We start from the raw sequence: 17,846 nt of genomic DNA, 5'->3' as shown, positions 1-17,846 counted from the left end.
GCTCTACTCCTCGAATCCGAGGAGCGCGCCGAGCTGGCCGGTGGTGCCTCCGGTGAGGCGGGTCTCGTCCACCACCGCGCCGTCGCGCATCGTGAGCAGCCGGTCCGCCGTCGCTGCGATCCGCGCGTCGTGGGTGACGATGACCAGCGTCTGCCCGCGTTCGTGCAACTGCTCGAAGAGCTGGAGGACGTCGATCGTGGCGGCACTGTCGAGGTTGCCGGTCGGTTCGTCGGCGAGGACGACGAGCGGTTCGTTGCACAGCGCCCTGGCGACCGCGATCCGCTGCCGCTGACCGCCGGACAGCGCACTCGGAAGGAACTGGGCGCGGTCGGCGAGCCCGACCTCGTCGAGAAGCTGACGAGCGCGCCGCCGGGAGGCCCTCGGGGAGTGCCCGGCCATCAGAGCCGACAGCTCGACGTTCTCGACCGCGGTGAGCTCCTCCATCAGGTGGAAGGACTGGAAGACGAACCCGATGTCGGTGCGCCGGGTTCTGGCCAGTGCGTTCTCGCTCGCGTTGTCGATGCGGCGGCCGTTCAGCAGGATCTCGCCCTCGTTCGGCCGGTCGAGCCCGCCGAGCAGGTGCAGCAACGTGGACTTTCCGCAGCCGCTCGGCCCCATCACCGCGACCGTCTCCCCCGCGGCGACGTCGAGGTCCACGTGGTCGACGGCGCGCACCAGACCGTCGCCCTTGCCGTAGTGTTTTTGCAGGTTGCGGGCGCGTAAGACGGTCATCGTCGGCTCCTTCGGTGGGTCCAGCGCTTTTCGCAGGCCTCGAGCCAGCGCAGGTCCGCTTGGAGCCGCAGTACGATGCCCTCCAGCAGGAGCGCCGAGTCTGTTTCCGGCTCGGCCATCGCGGCGCGCTGGGTGTCCCGGAGGCGGCGGAGCAGTTCGCGGCGCTGGGTGTCGACGATCGTGATCGGGTCGGCGAGCCCGGCCGCAGCGGCGGCGACGAGCTTGAGGTGGAACTCGGCGAGGTCGGGCTTCGGCCAGTTCACCTCGGCGATCCACTCGGCGACGCGCTGCTGCCCCGCGGCGGTGAGCGCGTAGACCTTGCGGTCGTCGTGGTCGTTTGCTTCGAGGTAGCCGGCTTTTTCGAGGCGGGTGAGCGTGACGTAGATGTGGCCGGCGTTCATGGCGTCGCCGAGGGGGCCTAGTGCGTCCCGGAGGCGGGCGCGGAGTTCGTAGCCGTGTGAGGGCTCCTTGGCGAGCATCGCCAGCACAACTTCCTGCTGCATCACCCCTCCTACCTAACGGTTATCTCAATATAACAGTTAGCCCCGAGCCGCCGTCGTTGAACGGTTTTTCCTGCCATGACGGGAGACGGTTCAACCACTCACAGGGACAGTCCGCCATTCAAGCCACCGCGTGATCCCGCTCATGGGCGCGATCGTCGAGCCGCCCGAGGCACTGGCCGACTACGTGCGGTCTTGCGGGGTTGCCGCGCATTCGCTGCACACCGATGCGGGGCGGACCCGCCAGACCTCGACGGACCGCCGATCTCTGATCCTCAACCCAGCTTCCCCTCCGCCGATCAGTTCGGAGAGGAGTGGTGTCCCATGACCGAGGCTGTCGCTTCACCGCACCCGACCGGGCGCGATCGTCTCGCGGTGATCGCCTTCGTCCTCGGGCTTCTCGGGTTCCTCGGCGGGTTGCCGTACCTGGATCTGTACGGCATCGGCTTCGCCTTCGTGGAGCCCGGGATCACGACCGGACTGGTCCTGGCATCGTGTTCGGTGGCCGCCGTGGTGCTGAGCCCGATCGCGTTCCGACGCTGCGAACGGCAACGACGGCGAGGCTCGTGGCTGGCGCTCGCCGGCCTGATCGGCGGATCGCTCGGCCTGCCGGGCCTGGTCATGGCCATCAGCTTGCTCAGAATGGGCGACGAAGGAGGCTTGACCGCCGACTTTTTCAGTTGGTGCTGGTGAGGTGTATCCGAGTCAACGAGCTCGCTGGGCACTCGCGATCGACTGAGCCGCAGTCGCCTCGATCACCTTCGCCAGACCCGCCAGATCCTCTGCCTGGAAGTGCAATCGCAACTGCACGGGCTGCCGCTCCTCCAGGCTCGCGAACCCGGTGACATGCAGAATCACGGTGGGCACGACGGCGTCCGGCCCCGCCAGAACACCACCCTCCACATCGATGCCGCCGACGAAGATGTCGTTGTCCTCGGGCCCCAGAGTCATGCCAGCGAGGCTAGCGGGGGCAGTGGACGAGTCGGCTAGTCCACCGGGTTCTCTAGCGTCTGCGGTCGCGAACAGCCGTTGCAGCTATGACCGGGCAGCGCGTGAAGCCCGGGTCGGCGCGGCCGGGATAGACGGCCGGAGCCCAGGTCCGCGGAGTGCCTGCCGCCTCAAGTGCGGCAAGCCCGCCGAACAGGCTCGTGAACACATCTCACTCCTCCGCCGTGAACACAGAGCGCCTCCGCACAAGCACGCGCCGTAATCATTTCACCCAGGGGGAACTATGCCTAAGAGCCCAGTTCGTGCAGGGATCGCCGCGCTAATGGTGATCGGCGGATTGCTGTTACCAGGCTCCGCACACGCTATGACCCAGCTACCCGGGGCGTCCGCCGACGTTTGGCGCGCCTGCGGTTGGCGCACGTCGGAGAATAAGATTGTGCGTACCTTCGACCGTTTCCGGGCGAACGTACCCAATCATTTCCTGCGAGGCGGGAAATCGAATCTGCTGTGTGGGAACGACAAGTTCGGCTACCGCCACATCCTCGACGGCCACCGCGCCGAGTGGGAACAGGCAGCCTTCCTGGTCCGGCGCAATTGGCGTGACATCGCCGACTTCTCGATCGCGACAGTTCTCGGCGATCCCGACAAGGTCACCTATAACCCGAAGGTAAAGACCTACTGCTTCTCGCGCGTGGTCTACCTCGTCGACAAGACGACCGCCAAGACCGTCGGCACGAATATCCCGCACGTAGTCGTCGCCGAATCAAGCAAGCGAATCATCACCGCATTCCCTTCGAAGGAGCAGTGCAAGTAGGTCCCACGGACGTAGGGGTTGGTAACGTAAATCACGTGGACGTCATTGGTGCGATCGTCGAAGACCTATCAACCTACGCAACCGTCAGGTTGTCCGAACAGCCAGGAAAGATTCTCCTCGACACGCTTGACGGCCAGCCGCTGCAGCCTCCTGCGGTCATCGTGGCCCCGGCCGATGCCGTGGCCAACTACGTGCAATCGTGCGCCGCCTCCGCACGAGCTCTGTGGACCGACGTGGACCCCGAGGAGGGCGGCTTGCGTCTGCTGTTGGTACACATCAACGAGGAAGTTCTCAGCAAGGCTCAAGCCGGCACCATCATCACGGTGGGGGACGACAAAATCACGGTCCACGGCGCTCGCCGGATGGATCTCTCCGGCATCGACCCCAACGGCGAGTACTACTGGACGGCCGACCGCCCCGACCAATTCTGACCGGCTGGGGCGGTGGACGAGTTGGCCTGTACGCCGGGGTTTGGCTCCCGCACCGCCCTCACCAGCTACTTCACCGTATTCTCGCGGCTCAGGGCGTCCCGCCCTTGCTATCTGCCGAGGTCGCTGTCCTTCCAGTCCGGCGGAAGCTTCGGAAGGCTGATCAGCACGTCGAGCCCAAGGTGCTCCAGCAGCATCGCTTTGAGCTGCCGACCTTCGATGATTTCGATACGCCCGTTGCGTGCAGCAAAGTCACGACTGGCCTTGCCCACCCATGACGTCGTCACGAGCACGCCCTTGGCCGCGGACTTGTCCTCCATCACGCCCGCGAGCGCGTGGACCGCCTCCAGTCCCACGATCTTGCTGTACCGCTTGGCTTGGATGATGCAGAGGCCACCGACGATGGGGTCCTCATTGACCGCTACGCCGTCGACGCCTTCGTCCTTCGATGCCTGGGTGACCCACGACTTCATGCCGATCTTCTCGAAAAGTTGCCGGATCAGGTGCTCGAACTCGACCGGCTTGAGGTCCAACAGGTCCGGCCGACTGTCCAGGCCGGCCACGACATCCATCTCCTCAACGAACTTGTACTTCGACAGGTCGAACTCAAGCACGGGCCGGACGGGTTCGAGGTCAGCAGGGTGCGGCGAGACGATCGCGTTCAAGTACTGACGCAGACAGGCGACCGGGTCGAGCTCCGGTTCGTCGAGGACGACCTCCGAGAAAGCCTCTCGGGTCGCGTGGACACTGATGAGGAGCGGGCGTATCGGCTTTCCAGTCGCTTTGTCTTTCGCCGAGACGTAGCCGTTGAAGACAATCTGGGTTACGAGCGTCGGAGACGCCAAATCAAAGGTTTCCGCGAGAGTTCGCAGCGTTACCCGGGCCAGTAGATCCCCATAAATCGACTTTACTTCGGTCGCCTTTCGTGGCACGGGCTGGATTATCTTCTTCTGCCTCATGTGCCGATAGGACGAGACTGCCGGCACTACGTCCTCACGCGGTAGTTCGTACTCGACGAGCAGCTCACGAGACTCTGGCCTGAACACGGCGGCGCATGATCCTGTCAGCTCTGCCGGGTACGGCGAGGTTGCGAGGTGACGCTGAAGCGCCTCGACGAACGCCTGAGATCCCTCGCGGTTGAACAGCCCTTCGATCTCGCGACTTCGACGCGCGAAGATTCGACTGCGATCAATTAGCAGTCGTTGGAAGCCATCCACCAGCTTCGCAACGGCCTCGGTCCTAAAATCGGCCTCAGCCTGACGGCGCTCCTCTGCCTGAGCCTTCTCCTCCGCAGCCCGCTGCTTCTCCTGGCGTTCCGCCTCTGCCAGCGCCTGCCGCTGCTGCCTGGCTTGCTCGGTCGCCAGTCGCTGGGCTTCCTTCTCACGAGCGGCAGCCTCGCGCTCCGCTTGTAGGGCCTCCTGGCGTTCCGCCCGCTCGCGTTCTCGCTCCGCCTGAGCAGCTTGCTTCCGCTGCTCGGCCTCGTCTCGCCGCATCTGAGCTTCGAATTCGCGCTGGATTTTCTCTTGGGCGCGCTGTTGTTCTCTCTTCGCCTTTTGCCGCTCGGCATACATTTGCGCAAGAAGTGACTTCTTTTTCGCCACGCTACCCCCAGAACTTCAGCGCAGGCGGGCGCTCACCATCCCACCAGCGCAAGTGACCGCAGCTCAGGCTAGGCGATTCGGCATGGTCTATGTAACGCCAGAACGGATCCGGGATAAATACGAACGACTGATCGAAAGTGGAGAGACGAACGAAGATTCGCGTGGCCAAAGTGGCAAATTTTATGCAGCCATCGCGGCCTCAGACGCGAATAGCGCATCGATCGCTTGGTGGGTTCTCTCCTCGCTCGACGGCATGAGGTGCGTGTAGATCCGGAGCGTGAAGCCCGGATCGGCGTGACCCAAGTACGTCGCCAGCGCCCGGACGTTCTCCCCCGCGTCGAGCAGCGTCGAGGCGTAGAAGTGGCGTAGCGCGTGCACGCCGGTCGCCCGAGTGTGCGGGATGCCGACCGCCGCGAGCGCCGGGTGCCAGATCTTGCTGTTGAAGTGGCTCCGGTTGATCGCGCCCCGCCGCGACGTGACGAAGACCAGGGGCACGGTCACCAGCTCGTCGGAGAACGGGTCCTCCCACGGCAGCGTGACCTTCACCGTCGGGAACTCGGCGAGATGCGCCCGGAGCGGCGCAGCGATCGATGTGGGCAGCGGCACCCGGCGATCCTTGTCATTCTTCGGGAGCCCGAACACCAGTCGCGAATTGACGCGCTTCACCTGTCGCCGGACGTGCACCCATCCGCCGTCGAGGTCCACGTCGTCGACGCCGAGCCCGAAGATTTCGCCCTGTCGCATCCCGCACCCGCCGCCGAGGTCGACGACCGGCCGGTAGCGCGGAAGCAGGTTCGCGCGGATTGCCGAAATCTCGTCGTACGTCCACGGGACCACCCGACGCTCGACCGGCCGCGGTTGCTTGACCGACTTTGCCGAGCACGGGTTCTCGGCGATCCGCTCGTCGTCGACGGCCGCCGTGAGGATCATGCGCAGATACGCGAACGCGACCGACCGCGTGTCTTGCGCGAGGACGCCGGCCAGCTCGCTGTCCCATTCCGCGACCGCGCTGGGCTTGATGGACGCCAGCGGCCGGGAGCCGAAGAACGGCAGGATGTGCTTCCGCACCCGTAACTCGAGGCTCTCCATCGTCGACTTGTCGTAGGTCCGGGTGCGCAGCCAGGTCTCGGCGAACTCACCGAACAGCATGCGACCGGCAGCCGGGTCGATGAACGAGCCTCGGTGCTTGTCCGCTTCGACGGTCGCCATGAACGCTTCAGCCGCCTGCTTGGCCCGGTCGGGGAACGACTTCTTACGCTCGCGCCCGTCCGGACCGATGTAGCGAACCCGGTAACGCAGGCCCGTTCCGTACAGCGGCGTCCGCGCCATGACTGGTTTGCCTCGCGCGTTCAGCACGAGCTTGCCGTCGTCGTCGCGTTGCGGGGTGAACCAGCGATCTTCGATGTGGGCCATCAGGCGACCTGCGCTCTCACCCAGGCCCGGACGTCCGCCGGGTCGTAACGGAGGTGCCGGCCGACCCGAGCAGCCGGTGGGCCGGTCCGGTGCTTGCGCCAGCGGTAGAGCGTCTCCACCGGTACGCCGAGGTAGACGGAGACGTCCTGGACTGTCCAGAGCCGGTCGGAGAGCGACGGGGCATCGGTGATGGCTGAAACAGTGGCCTTGTGCGTCATGGCGTCGTCTCCCCGGTCAGGCGGCGTCGGCGTTTGCCGAAAGGTCGGCGAGGGTGTCTTGGGCGTGGGCGTACTCCTGTCTCCAGCGGAGGCGGTCGGTGAGCGTGCGCATCAGCAGCGACGCGAGTGGTGGGCAGTCCTCGTCGGCGGGCCGAGCGCGCTCCCAGACGTAGGCGTCGGCGTTCTCGACCTGCTTCCCGACGGCGCCGAGGACGCGGAGTACGTGCCGCTTCCGGTCGGCGCGGTGGTCGGTGAGCGTCTTTCCGGACCACTTCCGGGACACCAGGACACGACGCCCGACGAAGCCGAGCGTTTCCCGGCGGTGTGCTTTGCCGGAACAGCGCCCAGGGACCAGACCGGGCTTCACGTTGCGGGGCTGGATGCCGTAGAGCAGCCAATTGGCGCAGCGTTCCGAGCACGGTTCGAAGCGGAGCGCAGCGGCGAGCCGGTCGACATGCGCTTTCTGCGCGTCGGTCTCGGGTGCGTGGCACTCCGCGACGGACTTCGTCAGGTACTTGGTGAGGTAGCCGACGCAGGTGTTCGCCGACTTGGTACCGGCGGTGACGCCCTGGACGTCCGCGACGGGTCCGAATCGGACGACGTGCAATGGTTCGGCGTCGTCGGGTAGCTCGTCGAGGGCGTCGTCGAAGGTGTGCAGAATTTCGCCGGTCGCCGGATCGACGTAGCCGGCCTCCGGATCCCAGACGGGGAACGTGTTCGGTGCGCTGGGGTCGAAGCGTGGTTCGGTGAGTGCTGGCCACCAGACCTGGTGATACGTGGCCGCGATGACCTGCTTGAGCAACGCACGAGGGAAGGTGCCCCGGACGGCCGCGTGTAAGTGCGGCGCCAGCCGCTTCTGTGGCTCGACGGCCGCGAAGTATTGGACGTCGTAGCCGACGACGCGGCGGAGGTTCTGCCAGAACCGGTCGACGAGCCGGGGGAAGTGGATCGCGTCCCGGGCAGCTCGCCGGTAGTCGTAGGTGTTCGGGCTGACCGGGGTGCCATCTGCCTTGACTCGCCCGTAGGTGTCGCAGGTCAGCGTCAAGAACGTCGAGGGCCGGAAAACCGTGCCGTCGTTGCCGGTGAACGTCCGGCCGAGCGTCGAGTCGTCGACCTTGCGGAACGGAAGGTTCGGCGCGTCCTGGCGTCGCTTCGTCGACCGCACCCGGCGAGGCTTGGGAGGCGCGGCCGGGTGCGGTAGTGAGCCGCGGATTCCGGCGTTGAGCATCTGCTCGTCGACTGCCGAAATCTCGTCGTCGATCTGGTCGCGGTCGGTGGTGTCGTCGGCCTCGTCGGCGTCGGCGCGGATGTCTTCGAGCGCCGCGCGCCAGGTAACCAAGTCGACCTGGTCGTCGGTCGCCTCATCGGGGAGGAGGTCGGGTTCGTCGTCGAGGTGCCAGCCCTCCCGGCATTGCTGCATCCGCAGCCGTTTGGCGCGCTGCGCGCAGGCGGGGCACTTGCTGGCGAGAGTGGAGCCACGGGGAACGCCGAGGATCGAGCTCCCGCCCGTCGCGGTGTCCGTGCGGCGCATCGGGACGAGGTTGGAGCAGACGCCGTTGTTCGCGGCGATCTCGGTGAGGACGTCGACCGCGCGGGGCATCTTGGCCCGCTCGACGCGGGAGAGCCGCCGATCGTCGGCGCGCTTGATCGGGGTTGTTTCGGGGTCTGGGGCAGCGTTCATCTGGTGGTCCTCTCCCGGCAGAGAAGCGCGAAGGGGCAGCCGAGGCCCGGGAGGCGGGCGTCGGGTCGGGGCAGTACGGGGCGATCACGTCGTGGGCTCGCTGTCCGGGCCGCCGTGGTTCCACCAGGCGACGAGGGCATCGAGTGCGGACACGGCCGCGCGGAAGGAACGGCCCCAGGCCAGCGACTCGCCGACCGGCTGGACGCCCCATTCGTGATCGGAGAGCCACACCAGCTCCCCCACCAGCACGGCGGCGTCAGCGGAGGGTCCGTTCTGGCGTTGCGGGCCGTACACCAGCCAGCGGCGGGCCGAGGAGCGTTGGGTGAGCCAGCCGGTGGGAAGGAAGGGTTGGAGCGTTTCGGACGGGTCGGGGAGAACCCGTCCGAAGGGCCGGTAGCCGTCCGCCGGGTCGTAGCCGCCCGGGGAGCCGCTCCAGAAGGTGGTCATGAGGAGTCAGGCCGCTTCCTGATCAGGCGCCGAGTCCAACCGGCGGCGGGTGAAGTCGGGGGCGTAGAGCTGGCAGGTCTCGGCGATCGCGTCGTCGTCCGGGTAACCGAACCGAACACGCACCGGGTCGGGGTCGTCGTCGAGGCGGACGTAGGCGACGCCCGGCAGGGCACGCGGGATGCGGTCGCAGAGCGCGCCCCGGTCGCGGGCACCGTCGCCGAGCACCATGTCGACCTGTTCCGCCTCGGTGAGCCGAAGCCCGATCCGGGTCGGGAACAGGTCCCGGAACGGAACGACGTCCTTCCTCGGGTCCTGAACCGCCGCGACGACGAGGAAGCCCGGCGCGCGGCCCTGCGAGAGCAGCAGCGACAACGCCGCCTTGATCCGGTCTCGCAGCTTCCGATCCGGCAAGTACGCGGTGAGCGCGGCGAGTTCGTCGACCAGGACCACGATCAGCGGGTCGCCCGGAGACGGCGTGTGCTGGCGGGTGATGCCCTTGAGGCGCTGGGTCCGCGCCTGCATCCGCTCGGCCGCCTCTTCGAGCAGCTCCGTCATCGCTTCGGCGTCGGTGTCCTCGTAGCGAGCGAACAGCGGACGACCGAACGTCATCTCCATCCCGCCTTTGGGATCGATGACCCACAGCTCGACCGTCCGCTGAGCGACCAGCGGAGCCAACGCGCGGATCAGGGACCACAGCACCGAGCCCTTCCCCGCACCCGAAGCGCCGGCCACCAGCACGTGAGTCCCGAGGAGCGCGAGCAGGAACGGCACCGCATCCTCGGTGCGGCCCAGCTCGATCCGGCGGAGGTCCGGAAGATCCTGCATCGGCAGCGGTCCGAGCGGAGTCGCGAGTGGGTCACGGTGGTAGAACCGCAGCGCGACGACGCCGGGCCGCACCTCGCGGGCGGTGCAGCGGTAGGCACCGAAGACGTGCCGCAGGTTCTCGGCGACCAGCGCGAACCGTTCCGGGGTCTGGCCGTAGAGCAGCCGGACCCGTAGCTCGTCGGCCCACCGGGTCGAGCGCACGCGCCGGATGACCGGAAGGTATTGCTTCTCGTCGTGGACGACGGCGAGCTGGCCGCCGATCATCGCGGGACGCCACAGGCGCCGATAGCGGACCATCAGCCGCCACTGACCGAGTAATCGCGCACCGACCACCCGCTTGAAGCTCGACGGGTGAGCCAGGAACCAGGCGACCAGGAACAGCACCGCGCCGGTGAGGAGCGCCGCTGGACCCGGCCATTCCCACTTGCCGTAGGCGACCAGCAGCACCAGCACGGGGCCGGTGATCGCACCGCGCCGGACCAGCCAGACAAGAACACGCCAGAGCGCGCGGAAGCAGACGCCGAGCAGCGACATCCACAGCGGCATGACCCAACGTTCGCGCGTGATGAGACCGACTCGCGCCAAGTCGTCGGCCCGATATCCGTTGACCTTCACTACTGATCGCCTCCCGGACAGGCAGCGTCGGATTCGGCCCATTCGGGCCGTTGGGGAAGGAACTTCTGACCCCGGTAGTCCTCCGGGATCGCGTAGCGCTCGGCCGCTTCGTCGGACGTCGTGTCGCCGACGGCGGCGAGTTGTTCGGGCGTCGCGCCGTAGTGGATGGCCCACTGACCAGCGCTGATCGCGAGGCGGTCGAGGTGTTCGGCCGCTGCGCGTTCAGCAGCGACCCGGAGCAAATACCGCGACCGCAGTTCGGCCGGATCACGGCGGGACGGGTCGCAGAGACCAGGGATTGGGCGCAGCCGAGTCACGTATGCCGAGACGGCGGCCTGCATGCCGGCCCGCAGCGCGAGCCACTCCGGCCCCTGCGTGATCAGCTCCGGTCGGTAGAGGTGCTCGGGTTCGGTCACGCGGCCTCACCCGACCACGCCGACGTGGGCAGGAACCGGCCCTTCTCGTCCCGCAGCGGCAGTGCAACCAGGCCAGCGCAGCGAGGGCACTCGCCCCGGACCAGCGCGCCGACCGGATGCGGTTCGCGACAGGTGGCGCAGTCCCGAACGCGGGGCCGAGCCGAGGTGTACTCACTCACGAAGTGCTCCCAACGATGGGGAGGGAGCGCGGCCCGGAGACGAAGGGGAAGAGCCTCCGACGCCGCGCTCCCGGTCAACTGGGATCACGCGGCCTTGCCGGTCGCGGAGTGCGCGCCCCGGGCCGGTGACCGCATGCCGGTGGCGCGGAACGAATAGGCGACCCGCCCGCGGCACTGCGGGTGGCCACTCCCCTTGCACCGGGCGCCGTCCACGTAGGGGAAGACAGTCAGGTTCTCGAACTCGACCGGCCGGAACGGCGTCCCGGGCAGTGCGTCCGGGAGCACCGGCTGAACCGGGGCCACGATGGTGACCTTCAGTTCGGCCTAGCCGCGCTTCTGTGCGTCCTCGTCGCCGTCGACGCAGCGCACGGGCCACATGCGCTCGCCGGTGTCCTTGTCTCGCTTCTGGGTGTCGTTGGCGCCCGACTGGCGCTTCTCGAAGTCCACTTCGGGCTCGACGGCCATCGCGAACAGCCCTTCAGCGAAGGCCGTGCCCATCTCGATTCGCATGCGTCCCTTGATCACGTCTCGTCCCGTCTCGCGTCGGTGGCATATGCCAGTGGCCTCTATAGTACTGGCCTATGCCACTGACGCAAGGCGTTTGGACGGTCACGCCGTGAAGGGACTAGTTCGGGACTAGCGGACGGAGTAGTCCTGCTCGAACGTCCACCGGTCCGGCGGGTACACGGACTCGGCGAACTCGATCGGTCCACCCTGGGTGTCGTAGACCGTGTGGCGGTAGTTCAGCACCGCGTGCGGACCCTCGCCGAGCTCCAGCTCTGCGGCTTCCTCATCGGTGGCCAGACGCGCGGCCACCCGGTCGGAGGCGTACTCGGCCGTACGACCGGTCGCGTTCTCGACGTAGGCGATAGTGCCGATCTTGATCCGGTCCTTGACCAGCAGCAGCGGTGCCGTCTCGGCCAGCTCGCCGGACAGCCACGAGACGGACGACTCCACCGGGCCATCCTCGGAGTGCGTCACCCGCTGGCGGCGAATCGCCTGCTCGCCAGACGCGAGCCGCAGCGTCTCCGCAACATGCTCGGGAGCCTCGACCAGCTCGGCCGACACAATGACGGCGTACTCCCCCGGCGCGTAGATCCGACCGATCTGACGCGAGCGCACGTACCGCTCCCGGGCACGACGGGCAGTCGGCTGATCCTTGACGAAGGTGCCGGCGCCTTGCCGCGACTCCACGAGACCTTGGTTCTTGAGCGCTTCGAGGGCCCGAGCCGCCGTCGGTCGCGCAACGCTCCAGTCAGCGGCGATCTGCCGCTCGGAGGGCACCTCGTCACCCGGCCGCAGCGTGCCGTTGTTGATCTGGTCGCGGATGTGGTTCGCGATCTGCAGGTACTTGGGTTCCACGTGCCGCAGCTCAGGCATTACTTTCCTCGCAGGTGGACTAGGCCACTGGCCACCCTACGTCAGCGCGGCGCTCGAACCAAAACTTCACCAGGGCCCGCGAAGTTTCCCCGTACGGTCGAATCATGACCATGCGCCTCTACGTGGCCGCCGGGGGCGGAGGCGACGCCATCGCCGCCGCGCTACTCCACGACGATCCGACCACGCGACCGGTCATCCTCACCTACGCCTGGGAACGCCTCATCCTCGATCCCGTGCCTGGACCACGCAGCGTCGAGGACTTCGAGGGTCTCGGCCAGGACGTGCCCGGGATCGCGGAGATACTCGCGACTACCGAGGCCCGGCCGCCGGCCAGGTCACCGCTCCCCCGGCTCACCGGGACTCTGAATGCCCGCCTGTTCCTGCTCGACCCGAGCGGCGGAGCAATCGGCATGCACGAACAGATCCGCGCCGCAGTCGACTACTTCAAGCCCGACGAGGTCACGGTCATTGACGTCGGGGGCGACATCATCGCCCGAGGTGACGAACCTGGCCTCCGCTCCCCCATGGCAGATGCCCTAGTTATAGCCGCCGTTCAAGACCTAGGTGTGCTCACCCGAGTATGGATGGCTGGCCCTGGCCTCGACGGAGAGCTCACCGAGGCAGAAACGCTAGCCCGAGTCGACGAACTCGGCGGCCGACTCCACCGCACGCTGACCTCAGCCGACACGCACAACATCGGCGACGCCCTCGACTGGCATCCGACCGAAGCGACTCGATTGCTCGTTGCGGCCGCCCGCGGCTATCGAGGGACGGTCGAGATACGAGACCACGGGAGCCTAGTCAAAATTACCGATGCGAGCACTTATGTGTTTGCCCTCGCGCCAGATCAGGCAGAAAAAGAAAACACACTAGCACTTGAACTCAAGAATGTAAAGACACTTTCGTCAGCCAACGCTATTACACTAACCTGCGTCGGAAAGTCCGAACTTGACTATGAGTTCACTAAAAGTAGGAGCCGACGTTCAGAACCGACCGAATGGAGAAACCTCGGCACCGCTTCGGATGCTCTGGCGGCCGCGCGGCGGCGCGGTGCTGAGTACCTGACGCCGCGCCGCCTTGCCGAACTGACAGGAAATTCGAAAGTTGACACAAAAAATCTGCTCATAAACACCTAACACCCAGGCGCAAGCTATTGCACCATTAGCATTAGTCACATGATTGGCGTCGGCCGGGCTGGTTGGCGAGGTAGACCCAAATGATCCTGCGCCAAGAACGTCAAAACCTGAGATCCAGTTCCAAGCGGCAATGATGCGAAGCTATGCGCAAGCGCAACCGGTATCACGGCATTCTTGTAGAGAAGTGTTCCGACCCGGTCAAGCAAACTAACCGCAGTATCCAGAGCCGGATAGTGGGACAGATCAACTGACTCAGCGTCGTCTATCGGAGGCCCGCCGTGCAATGGAGGGATACTGAAGACAATCACTCGGCCATCGCGAGTCCGATAGATGAATCGTCTACCGAAGTCAGTGTCGTAGCCATATGCACGCTTTCCTACCCGCTGCTGAACCTGCGTACGAATGTACTCATCGGGAAGGGCGAGCAGGTAGCCTCTCGGGATGTGCTCTTGAATCGCCTCGGCGTGGTCGGCGAGCGCGCCAGTTTTCTCCACACCAATGACGACCGGAAGGCCGGGTCGACCGGATTGCAACTCCAATTGATTGATCGATTGGAGGAACCGCAGTGCAGAACGCTTCAGACCAGCCGGACGTCCCGAAATTGCAAGGGCACCGTCTAGAATAAAGGCTGTTTTTGGAAGAATCCGTCCCGAATCCGCCGTTCTGAATATCCAAATCTGCCAGAGAAGAACAAGAACCTCTAGGACGCTCATCAGTCGACCTAGAGCAGTCTGATTCGATCCGTCTGGACTCACCTCTTCGTGAGTCTTCGTCGCATCGCTAAAATACAGAGGAGTCTCGCAGTTTGGGCAGACCGAGCCACCGAATGGAACAGTTATATCCGCGTTATCGCAGTCACGATCGAATCTGCCTGGACAGTTTTCAAGAACCACATTCCGGGCTGGCGAGTTCGGTCCGCCCAAGACATGAGCGAATACGCTAGCTAGGGAGGTCGAGACGCTACCGGGACCCTCTAAGAAGCAGCCCGCGAAGAGTTCTGACACAGCCTGACGCCATGCTTCGTAGCTAGTTTGGCCGGGCCGCATTGTTACTACACTGGTCGGCACGACACCTTTCACTAATGCCGCATTCGTGGCCTGCGCTATTGCACGAGGGTCAACGAAAGATCCCGGCGATGGCGGCTCGAATCGCGTTAGGTTGCTAAAAACACCAGCTATCTGCGTAAACCCGACCTTGGCAGAAGGGAAGTCAGGCCGAACCTCTACTTCCTGAAATGACCCGTCGACCGAGATCGCATAGGTTGGCGCAGGCAGCCCACTTACCGCGAGTGTCGTCGCTTCGAAAAGTAAACTAGCGATCGGCGGCGGCCCAGAAGCGGCCGGCGGCACATGAAACGACGACAAAGCAGTTCGGACAGTCGGATCAAGAACAGTTCGGACGTGCCCAAGGCGGCTAGCGCGCTCCGGTGCACCATGAGGCCGTATATAAGGCATAGCTACGCCCCACCGTTGGTCGGCGCCAGCAAAGGACCAAATCCAGCTTCGACCCGAGCAGCGTTGATCATGTTTCGATCAAATTTGGAAACCTGAACAGGAATAATATACTTGCCCGACCGTGTCTTTATTCGAACAAAACCACGGTCTTCCGACGAGAGGATAGCTGACTCAAAGGACTTGAAATCGTAGTACTTGGAGAGCGCTCGGATCTCGTCAGAATTGTTGAGATGCGCCACAACCCAGTTGCTAGTATTCGCGAGCACGGCCGGTGCGACAGCGGTGACCTCTTGCGTCGCATAGATAAGCCCAATCCTGAACTTGGCCGCCTCTTTCGCCAACCGCACATAAGGATTAGGCGTCGTCGAATCGTACGCCTTCCGGTCGAACAGGCGATGTGCTTCCTCAATTACTATCTGCATCCGGTGCGCGATTCCGCCACTCGTAAATCGCTCGGTTGCTCGCGAAAGGATATGATTGATAATCCGCTCCGAAAGCAACTGAAGCACCTGCTCGGTCCCGCGCGAGAGGTCAACGATGACAATGCGGCCCTCGACCAAGTCATCGTGAATTCGTCCCGCGTAGTCGTTGCCGGCGTAAGGGCTGTGGAACGACCTAAGCTCACGAAGGTACCTCCACCCCCTCTGGTTGCCGGTCGGGTTGTACAGCTGAAGAACGGCTTCAACGGATTGATCCTTCAGCCACTTCTCAGCTTCTGCGTTACCGTTTTCTGCGCTATCAATGATCCAGTCAACGACCGCCTGTACGCCCTCGATGCCGACCACGCGGGCCGACCCCCCAGAGACATTCTCTAGCACAACCGGCGCGACATCATCGTCTCCATTGCGCCGCGCTTCCTCCGCGGCGGCCTGTTGATCTGCATTGAATGCGTTCGCCAGCACTGCTTTGATGCTCGTCGAAAATCGTGTTCCCGGCCGGACCGAGAAGTCAGCCTTACCGAGAAGCGCATAGAAGCAGAAACGTGCGCGACTCGCACGGTTTCGACGAGAAAAGCTGACTCGTCCGTCGGGTCCAGGCTGTGGCTCCGCCAGGTCCGCACCAATGAAGTTCTGGATGTAGTTTCCAGTCGTCACCGAAGCTAGAACATTTCCGATGATTTCTTGCGCAGCGGTAATCTGCCGTTGATCATAGAAGTTGATCTGTAACGGCCGAGCGCCTTCCTCACCATCCCGCGCCCCGAAGCGGTATATGACAACGTCGTCGCCTAGTTGAGCGAGCGCAGTGTCATCATCTTGCGAGTTTGGATTTGCGTATTCACCTTGAGGGTCAAATAGAAGCTGACCGATAGGCACATTGATGCTCTTGCTATGCCGATAGGTTGCGACGGCGAGGGTCTTCATTGTGTTCGACTTACCCATGCGAGTCATGCCGAATACCGCAGACTTCATCTCAATGAAGTCATCGACTCGTACGTGAACGGGAACAGTGTCTTCCCGCTGATTTCGTGCCCGGCGGCGTGTGGATGAGTATCGTACAGCACCAATCTGCAATAGGTGCGGACGATCACCCGTCCGTAACTCGTCTTCCGTGATAGCCGGGTAGGACACAATCGTCGCCAACGATGCTGGCGTCGGCTTATATACGCGATACCGGCTCGCCGAATAGATATTGTCAACGTCGGCACCGAATTCCAAGAGTGATCGACCATCATGCAAGTCGCGCTGGTAAAAGGTACCCAGAATTTTACACTTTAGTCCGGAGCGCTGCATTTCCTGCTGTGTTAAGACATCGACCGTCAGATTACCGTCGGTCAGCATCTGACGCATTGTGAACTCTCGGACCTCCACCAGCTCCGCTTGGCGCGGAAGCTGACAGGTGTCGTCGACTCGGAGAAGAAGCACCTCCTCATCCTCGGGGTCGGCGGCCGAATCTAAGGGCATCACTGTTGCGAGGAGAAATGCGTGTTGAGGGATTCCGCCCGCATCAACCTTCCAACGGTCATCCGTGGAAACTAAGGCGTCTTGAAAGTCAAGATGGTAGATACCGCCGACCTGCTTCGCCCCCGAAAGCAGTTGAGCATGGAGAACCGACGATTCGAGTCGAGCACTCGTAGTCAAGTCAGTCACTTGAAACCCCCCTGTACTCCAACAAACGCGGAATGTTCGTCACGATGTATTCGCTTCCGGACCCGCGGCGCGAATGGGCAGAATAGTTCAGCGTCAGACGACCGAGGCGGTGCTTAAACGCGGGCGCATCCGCCTCATCCGTTGGCAATACAACGAGCGGCGTTGAGTAGAGGTCCTCGATCGCCGGATGGTAGTCGTACGACAGCACCCAAGGAATCGAACACCCGAGCAAGTAATCCGCAAGGCGCTTGTGATCGGACTGTTCAAAAGACAAACGGTAGAGGGTCTGCGCCTTGGCAAAGAACGGTGGATCGAGATAAAGCAGTAATTCAGGGCCGTACTGGCGTTTGGCTACTCCGAGTACATCTTGATAGTCGCCCTTGACGACGTCAGCGATACGACCAGATGCGGCGAGTTCGCCGACTGCCTTCACACGGCGAGCGATCTCATCTCGCGGGAATCGGCAATCGATCTTATATTTGCTTTGCTGCTTTCGGCCGCCAATTGGGCCCGCGCGCCAATGGAGAATCCCCGAGAATGACGTCCGATTAAGAAATAGGCAGGAAGTAGCCCTGTCTCGCGTGGTGCTTCCTGGGTTAGCCTTGAATCTTTCCCAATTCTCCACTGTAACCGGGATGGACTGAATCACGTCGATCAACCATTCGGGCTCGGCGCAGGCCGTGGCCCAGAAAGCGTAGAGAAGCTCGTCGGCCTCCCCCAAGACAACTTTCTCCGCAAGGCCATTGACCGCCACGTGGAGCCCAATAGAAGCGCCCCCAGCAAATGGTTCCACAAATGTGCGCGCTGGTCGGTCCAGCAACAGCTCGTTAAACATTCGAACGAGCTGTCTTTTCGCTCCGGGGTAGCGAAGTGGAGATGGCAAACGCTGATTCCCCGGTGCTGCGCGTGGAACCCCGGTTACCTCAACGGCCCGCGTCACGCTGACCCTCTTGCTGCTCTGGCCTGAGCCCG

General features: G+C 64.0%; 20 protein-coding genes. 4 read left to right on the top strand and 16 right to left on the bottom strand.

What is annotated here, in order from left to right:
- Positions 1-3 precede the first annotated feature (3 nt).
- Together ACGFY5_RS27410 and ACGFY5_RS27405 are read right to left on the bottom strand one after the other, a co-directional pair.
- Positions 4-732 carry an ABC transporter ATP-binding protein gene (locus tag ACGFY5_RS27410; protein WP_392724173.1) on the bottom strand — a complete coding sequence of 243 codons (729 nt, stop codon included), beginning with the start codon at positions 730-732 and terminating at the stop codon, positions 4-6.
- On the bottom strand, positions 729-1,235 hold the full coding sequence (locus tag ACGFY5_RS27405) for a PadR family transcriptional regulator (RefSeq protein ID WP_392724171.1): 507 nt from the start codon (positions 1,233-1,235) through the stop codon (positions 729-731). Before ACGFY5_RS27405 ends, ACGFY5_RS27410 begins: the two co-directional genes overlap by 4 nt.
- A 321-nt stretch (positions 1,236-1,556) precedes the next feature.
- Here ACGFY5_RS27405 and ACGFY5_RS27400 point away from each other — a divergent pair, with 321 nt between their 5' ends.
- On the top strand, positions 1,557-1,925 hold the full coding sequence (locus ACGFY5_RS27400) for a hypothetical protein (RefSeq protein WP_392724169.1): 369 nt from the start codon (positions 1,557-1,559) through the stop codon (positions 1,923-1,925).
- Between the two features lie 12 nt (positions 1,926-1,937).
- On the opposite strand, the gene ACGFY5_RS27395 is transcribed toward ACGFY5_RS27400, so the two are convergent.
- Positions 1,938-2,183, bottom strand: coding sequence for a hypothetical protein (locus ACGFY5_RS27395; protein ID WP_392724167.1), 246 nt, complete (start codon positions 2,181-2,183; stop codon positions 1,938-1,940).
- 433 nt (positions 2,184-2,616) lie between these two features.
- Here ACGFY5_RS27395 and ACGFY5_RS27390 point away from each other — a divergent pair, with 433 nt between their 5' ends.
- Both ACGFY5_RS27390 and ACGFY5_RS27385 read left to right on the top strand, forming a co-directional pair.
- Positions 2,617-2,994 (top strand): hypothetical protein, encoded by a 378-nt coding sequence (locus ACGFY5_RS27390; RefSeq protein WP_392724166.1) that lies wholly within the window; start codon positions 2,617-2,619, stop codon positions 2,992-2,994.
- Between the two features lie 35 nt (positions 2,995-3,029).
- A complete protein-coding gene (locus ACGFY5_RS27385; protein WP_392724164.1) occupies positions 3,030-3,425 on the top strand; it encodes a hypothetical protein in 396 nt (131 codons plus the stop codon).
- A gap of 107 nt (positions 3,426-3,532) precedes the next feature.
- Here ACGFY5_RS27385 and ACGFY5_RS27380 read toward each other — a convergent pair whose 3' ends face one another.
- The 10 genes from ACGFY5_RS27380 to ACGFY5_RS27335 form a co-directional block, all read right to left on the bottom strand.
- Complete coding sequence (locus ACGFY5_RS27380; RefSeq protein ID WP_392724162.1) at positions 3,533-5,023, bottom strand: restriction endonuclease; 1,491 nt, start codon at positions 5,021-5,023, stop codon at positions 3,533-3,535.
- A gap of 180 nt (positions 5,024-5,203) precedes the next feature.
- Positions 5,204-6,436 (bottom strand): tyrosine-type recombinase/integrase, encoded by a 1,233-nt coding sequence (locus ACGFY5_RS27375; RefSeq protein ID WP_392724161.1) that lies wholly within the window; start codon positions 6,434-6,436, stop codon positions 5,204-5,206.
- A complete protein-coding gene (locus ACGFY5_RS27370; RefSeq protein WP_392724159.1) occupies positions 6,436-6,654 on the bottom strand; it encodes a helix-turn-helix transcriptional regulator in 219 nt (72 codons plus the stop codon). Before ACGFY5_RS27370 ends, ACGFY5_RS27375 begins: the two co-directional genes overlap by 1 nt.
- Positions 6,655-6,670: 16 nt before the next feature.
- The gene (locus ACGFY5_RS27365; protein WP_392724158.1) at positions 6,671-8,335 is read right to left on the bottom strand and encodes a replication initiator; all 1,665 of its coding nucleotides are present in this window, start codon (positions 8,333-8,335) and stop codon (positions 6,671-6,673) included.
- Positions 8,336-8,419: 84 nt separating this feature from the next.
- On the bottom strand, positions 8,420-8,782 hold the full coding sequence (locus tag ACGFY5_RS27360) for a hypothetical protein (protein ID WP_392724156.1): 363 nt from the start codon (positions 8,780-8,782) through the stop codon (positions 8,420-8,422).
- A gap of 6 nt (positions 8,783-8,788) precedes the next feature.
- Positions 8,789-10,153 (bottom strand): FtsK/SpoIIIE domain-containing protein, encoded by a 1,365-nt coding sequence (locus ACGFY5_RS27355; RefSeq protein WP_392724155.1) that lies wholly within the window; start codon positions 10,151-10,153, stop codon positions 8,789-8,791.
- 68 nt (positions 10,154-10,221) lie between these two features.
- Positions 10,222-10,638, bottom strand: a complete 417-nt coding sequence (locus tag ACGFY5_RS27350; protein WP_392724153.1) for a hypothetical protein — start codon at positions 10,636-10,638, stop codon at positions 10,222-10,224.
- 263 nt (positions 10,639-10,901) lie between these two features.
- On the bottom strand, positions 10,902-11,120 hold the full coding sequence (locus ACGFY5_RS27345) for a hypothetical protein (RefSeq protein WP_392724151.1): 219 nt from the start codon (positions 11,118-11,120) through the stop codon (positions 10,902-10,904).
- A gap of 21 nt (positions 11,121-11,141) precedes the next feature.
- Positions 11,142-11,342 (bottom strand): hypothetical protein, encoded by a 201-nt coding sequence (locus tag ACGFY5_RS27340; RefSeq protein ID WP_392724150.1) that lies wholly within the window; start codon positions 11,340-11,342, stop codon positions 11,142-11,144.
- 111 nt (positions 11,343-11,453) lie between these two features.
- Positions 11,454-12,197, bottom strand: coding sequence for a GntR family transcriptional regulator (locus tag ACGFY5_RS27335; protein WP_392724148.1), 744 nt, complete (start codon positions 12,195-12,197; stop codon positions 11,454-11,456).
- 104 nt (positions 12,198-12,301) lie between these two features.
- On the opposite strand from ACGFY5_RS27335, the gene ACGFY5_RS27330 reads away from it, so the two are divergent.
- Positions 12,302-13,333: a DUF1152 domain-containing protein gene (locus ACGFY5_RS27330; RefSeq protein WP_392724146.1), complete on the top strand. Its 1,032-nt coding sequence runs from the start codon at positions 12,302-12,304 to the stop codon at positions 13,331-13,333.
- Positions 13,334-13,368: 35 nt separating this feature from the next.
- Here ACGFY5_RS27330 and ACGFY5_RS27325 read toward each other — a convergent pair whose 3' ends face one another.
- From ACGFY5_RS27325 to ACGFY5_RS27315, 3 genes are all read right to left on the bottom strand, one after another.
- Positions 13,369-14,046 (bottom strand): hypothetical protein, encoded by a 678-nt coding sequence (locus tag ACGFY5_RS27325; RefSeq protein ID WP_392724144.1) that lies wholly within the window; start codon positions 14,044-14,046, stop codon positions 13,369-13,371.
- Positions 14,047-14,789: 743 nt separating this feature from the next.
- Positions 14,790-16,874: an ATP-binding protein gene (locus tag ACGFY5_RS27320; protein ID WP_392724142.1), complete on the bottom strand. Its 2,085-nt coding sequence runs from the start codon at positions 16,872-16,874 to the stop codon at positions 14,790-14,792.
- Positions 16,867-17,814 (bottom strand): DNA adenine methylase, encoded by a 948-nt coding sequence (locus ACGFY5_RS27315; RefSeq protein WP_392725047.1) that lies wholly within the window; start codon positions 17,812-17,814, stop codon positions 16,867-16,869. Before ACGFY5_RS27315 ends, ACGFY5_RS27320 begins: the two co-directional genes overlap by 8 nt.
- Positions 17,815-17,846 lie beyond the last annotated feature (32 nt).

The sequence above is a fragment of the Cryptosporangium sp. NPDC048952 genome (assembly GCF_043197895.1).
In the GTDB taxonomy this organism is placed as follows: Bacteria; Actinomycetota; Actinomycetes; order Mycobacteriales; family Cryptosporangiaceae; genus Cryptosporangium.
This window is presented reverse-complemented; position numbering and strand designations above follow the sequence as displayed.

What these genes read in the sequence shown, in the direction of transcription:
- ACGFY5_RS27410 (WP_392724173.1), bottom strand. Translation starts at nt 732, where the DNA reads ATGACCGTCTTACGCGCCCGCAACCTGCAAAAACACTACGGCAAGGGC.
- ACGFY5_RS27405 (WP_392724171.1), bottom strand. Translation starts at nt 1,235, where the DNA reads ATGCAGCAGGAAGTTGTGCTGGCGATGCTCGCCAAGGAGCCCTCACAC.
- ACGFY5_RS27400 (WP_392724169.1), top strand. Translation starts at nt 1,557, where the DNA reads ATGACCGAGGCTGTCGCTTCACCGCACCCGACCGGGCGCGATCGTCTC.
- ACGFY5_RS27395 (WP_392724167.1), bottom strand. Translation starts at nt 2,183, where the DNA reads ATGACTCTGGGGCCCGAGGACAACGACATCTTCGTCGGCGGCATCGAT.
- ACGFY5_RS27375 (WP_392724161.1), bottom strand. Translation starts at nt 6,436, where the DNA reads ATGGCCCACATCGAAGATCGCTGGTTCACCCCGCAACGCGACGACGAC.
- ACGFY5_RS27370 (WP_392724159.1), bottom strand. Translation starts at nt 6,654, where the DNA reads ATGACGCACAAGGCCACTGTTTCAGCCATCACCGATGCCCCGTCGCTC.
- ACGFY5_RS27365 (WP_392724158.1), bottom strand. Translation starts at nt 8,335, where the DNA reads ATGAACGCTGCCCCAGACCCCGAAACAACCCCGATCAAGCGCGCCGAC.
- ACGFY5_RS27360 (WP_392724156.1), bottom strand. Translation starts at nt 8,782, where the DNA reads ATGACCACCTTCTGGAGCGGCTCCCCGGGCGGCTACGACCCGGCGGAC.
- ACGFY5_RS27355 (WP_392724155.1), bottom strand. Translation starts at nt 10,153, where the DNA reads ATGCCGCTGTGGATGTCGCTGCTCGGCGTCTGCTTCCGCGCGCTCTGG.
- ACGFY5_RS27335 (WP_392724148.1), bottom strand. Translation starts at nt 12,197, where the DNA reads ATGCCTGAGCTGCGGCACGTGGAACCCAAGTACCTGCAGATCGCGAAC.
- ACGFY5_RS27330 (WP_392724146.1), top strand. Translation starts at nt 12,302, where the DNA reads ATGACCATGCGCCTCTACGTGGCCGCCGGGGGCGGAGGCGACGCCATC.
- ACGFY5_RS27325 (WP_392724144.1), bottom strand. Translation starts at nt 14,046, where the DNA reads ATGAGCGTCCTAGAGGTTCTTGTTCTTCTCTGGCAGATTTGGATATTC.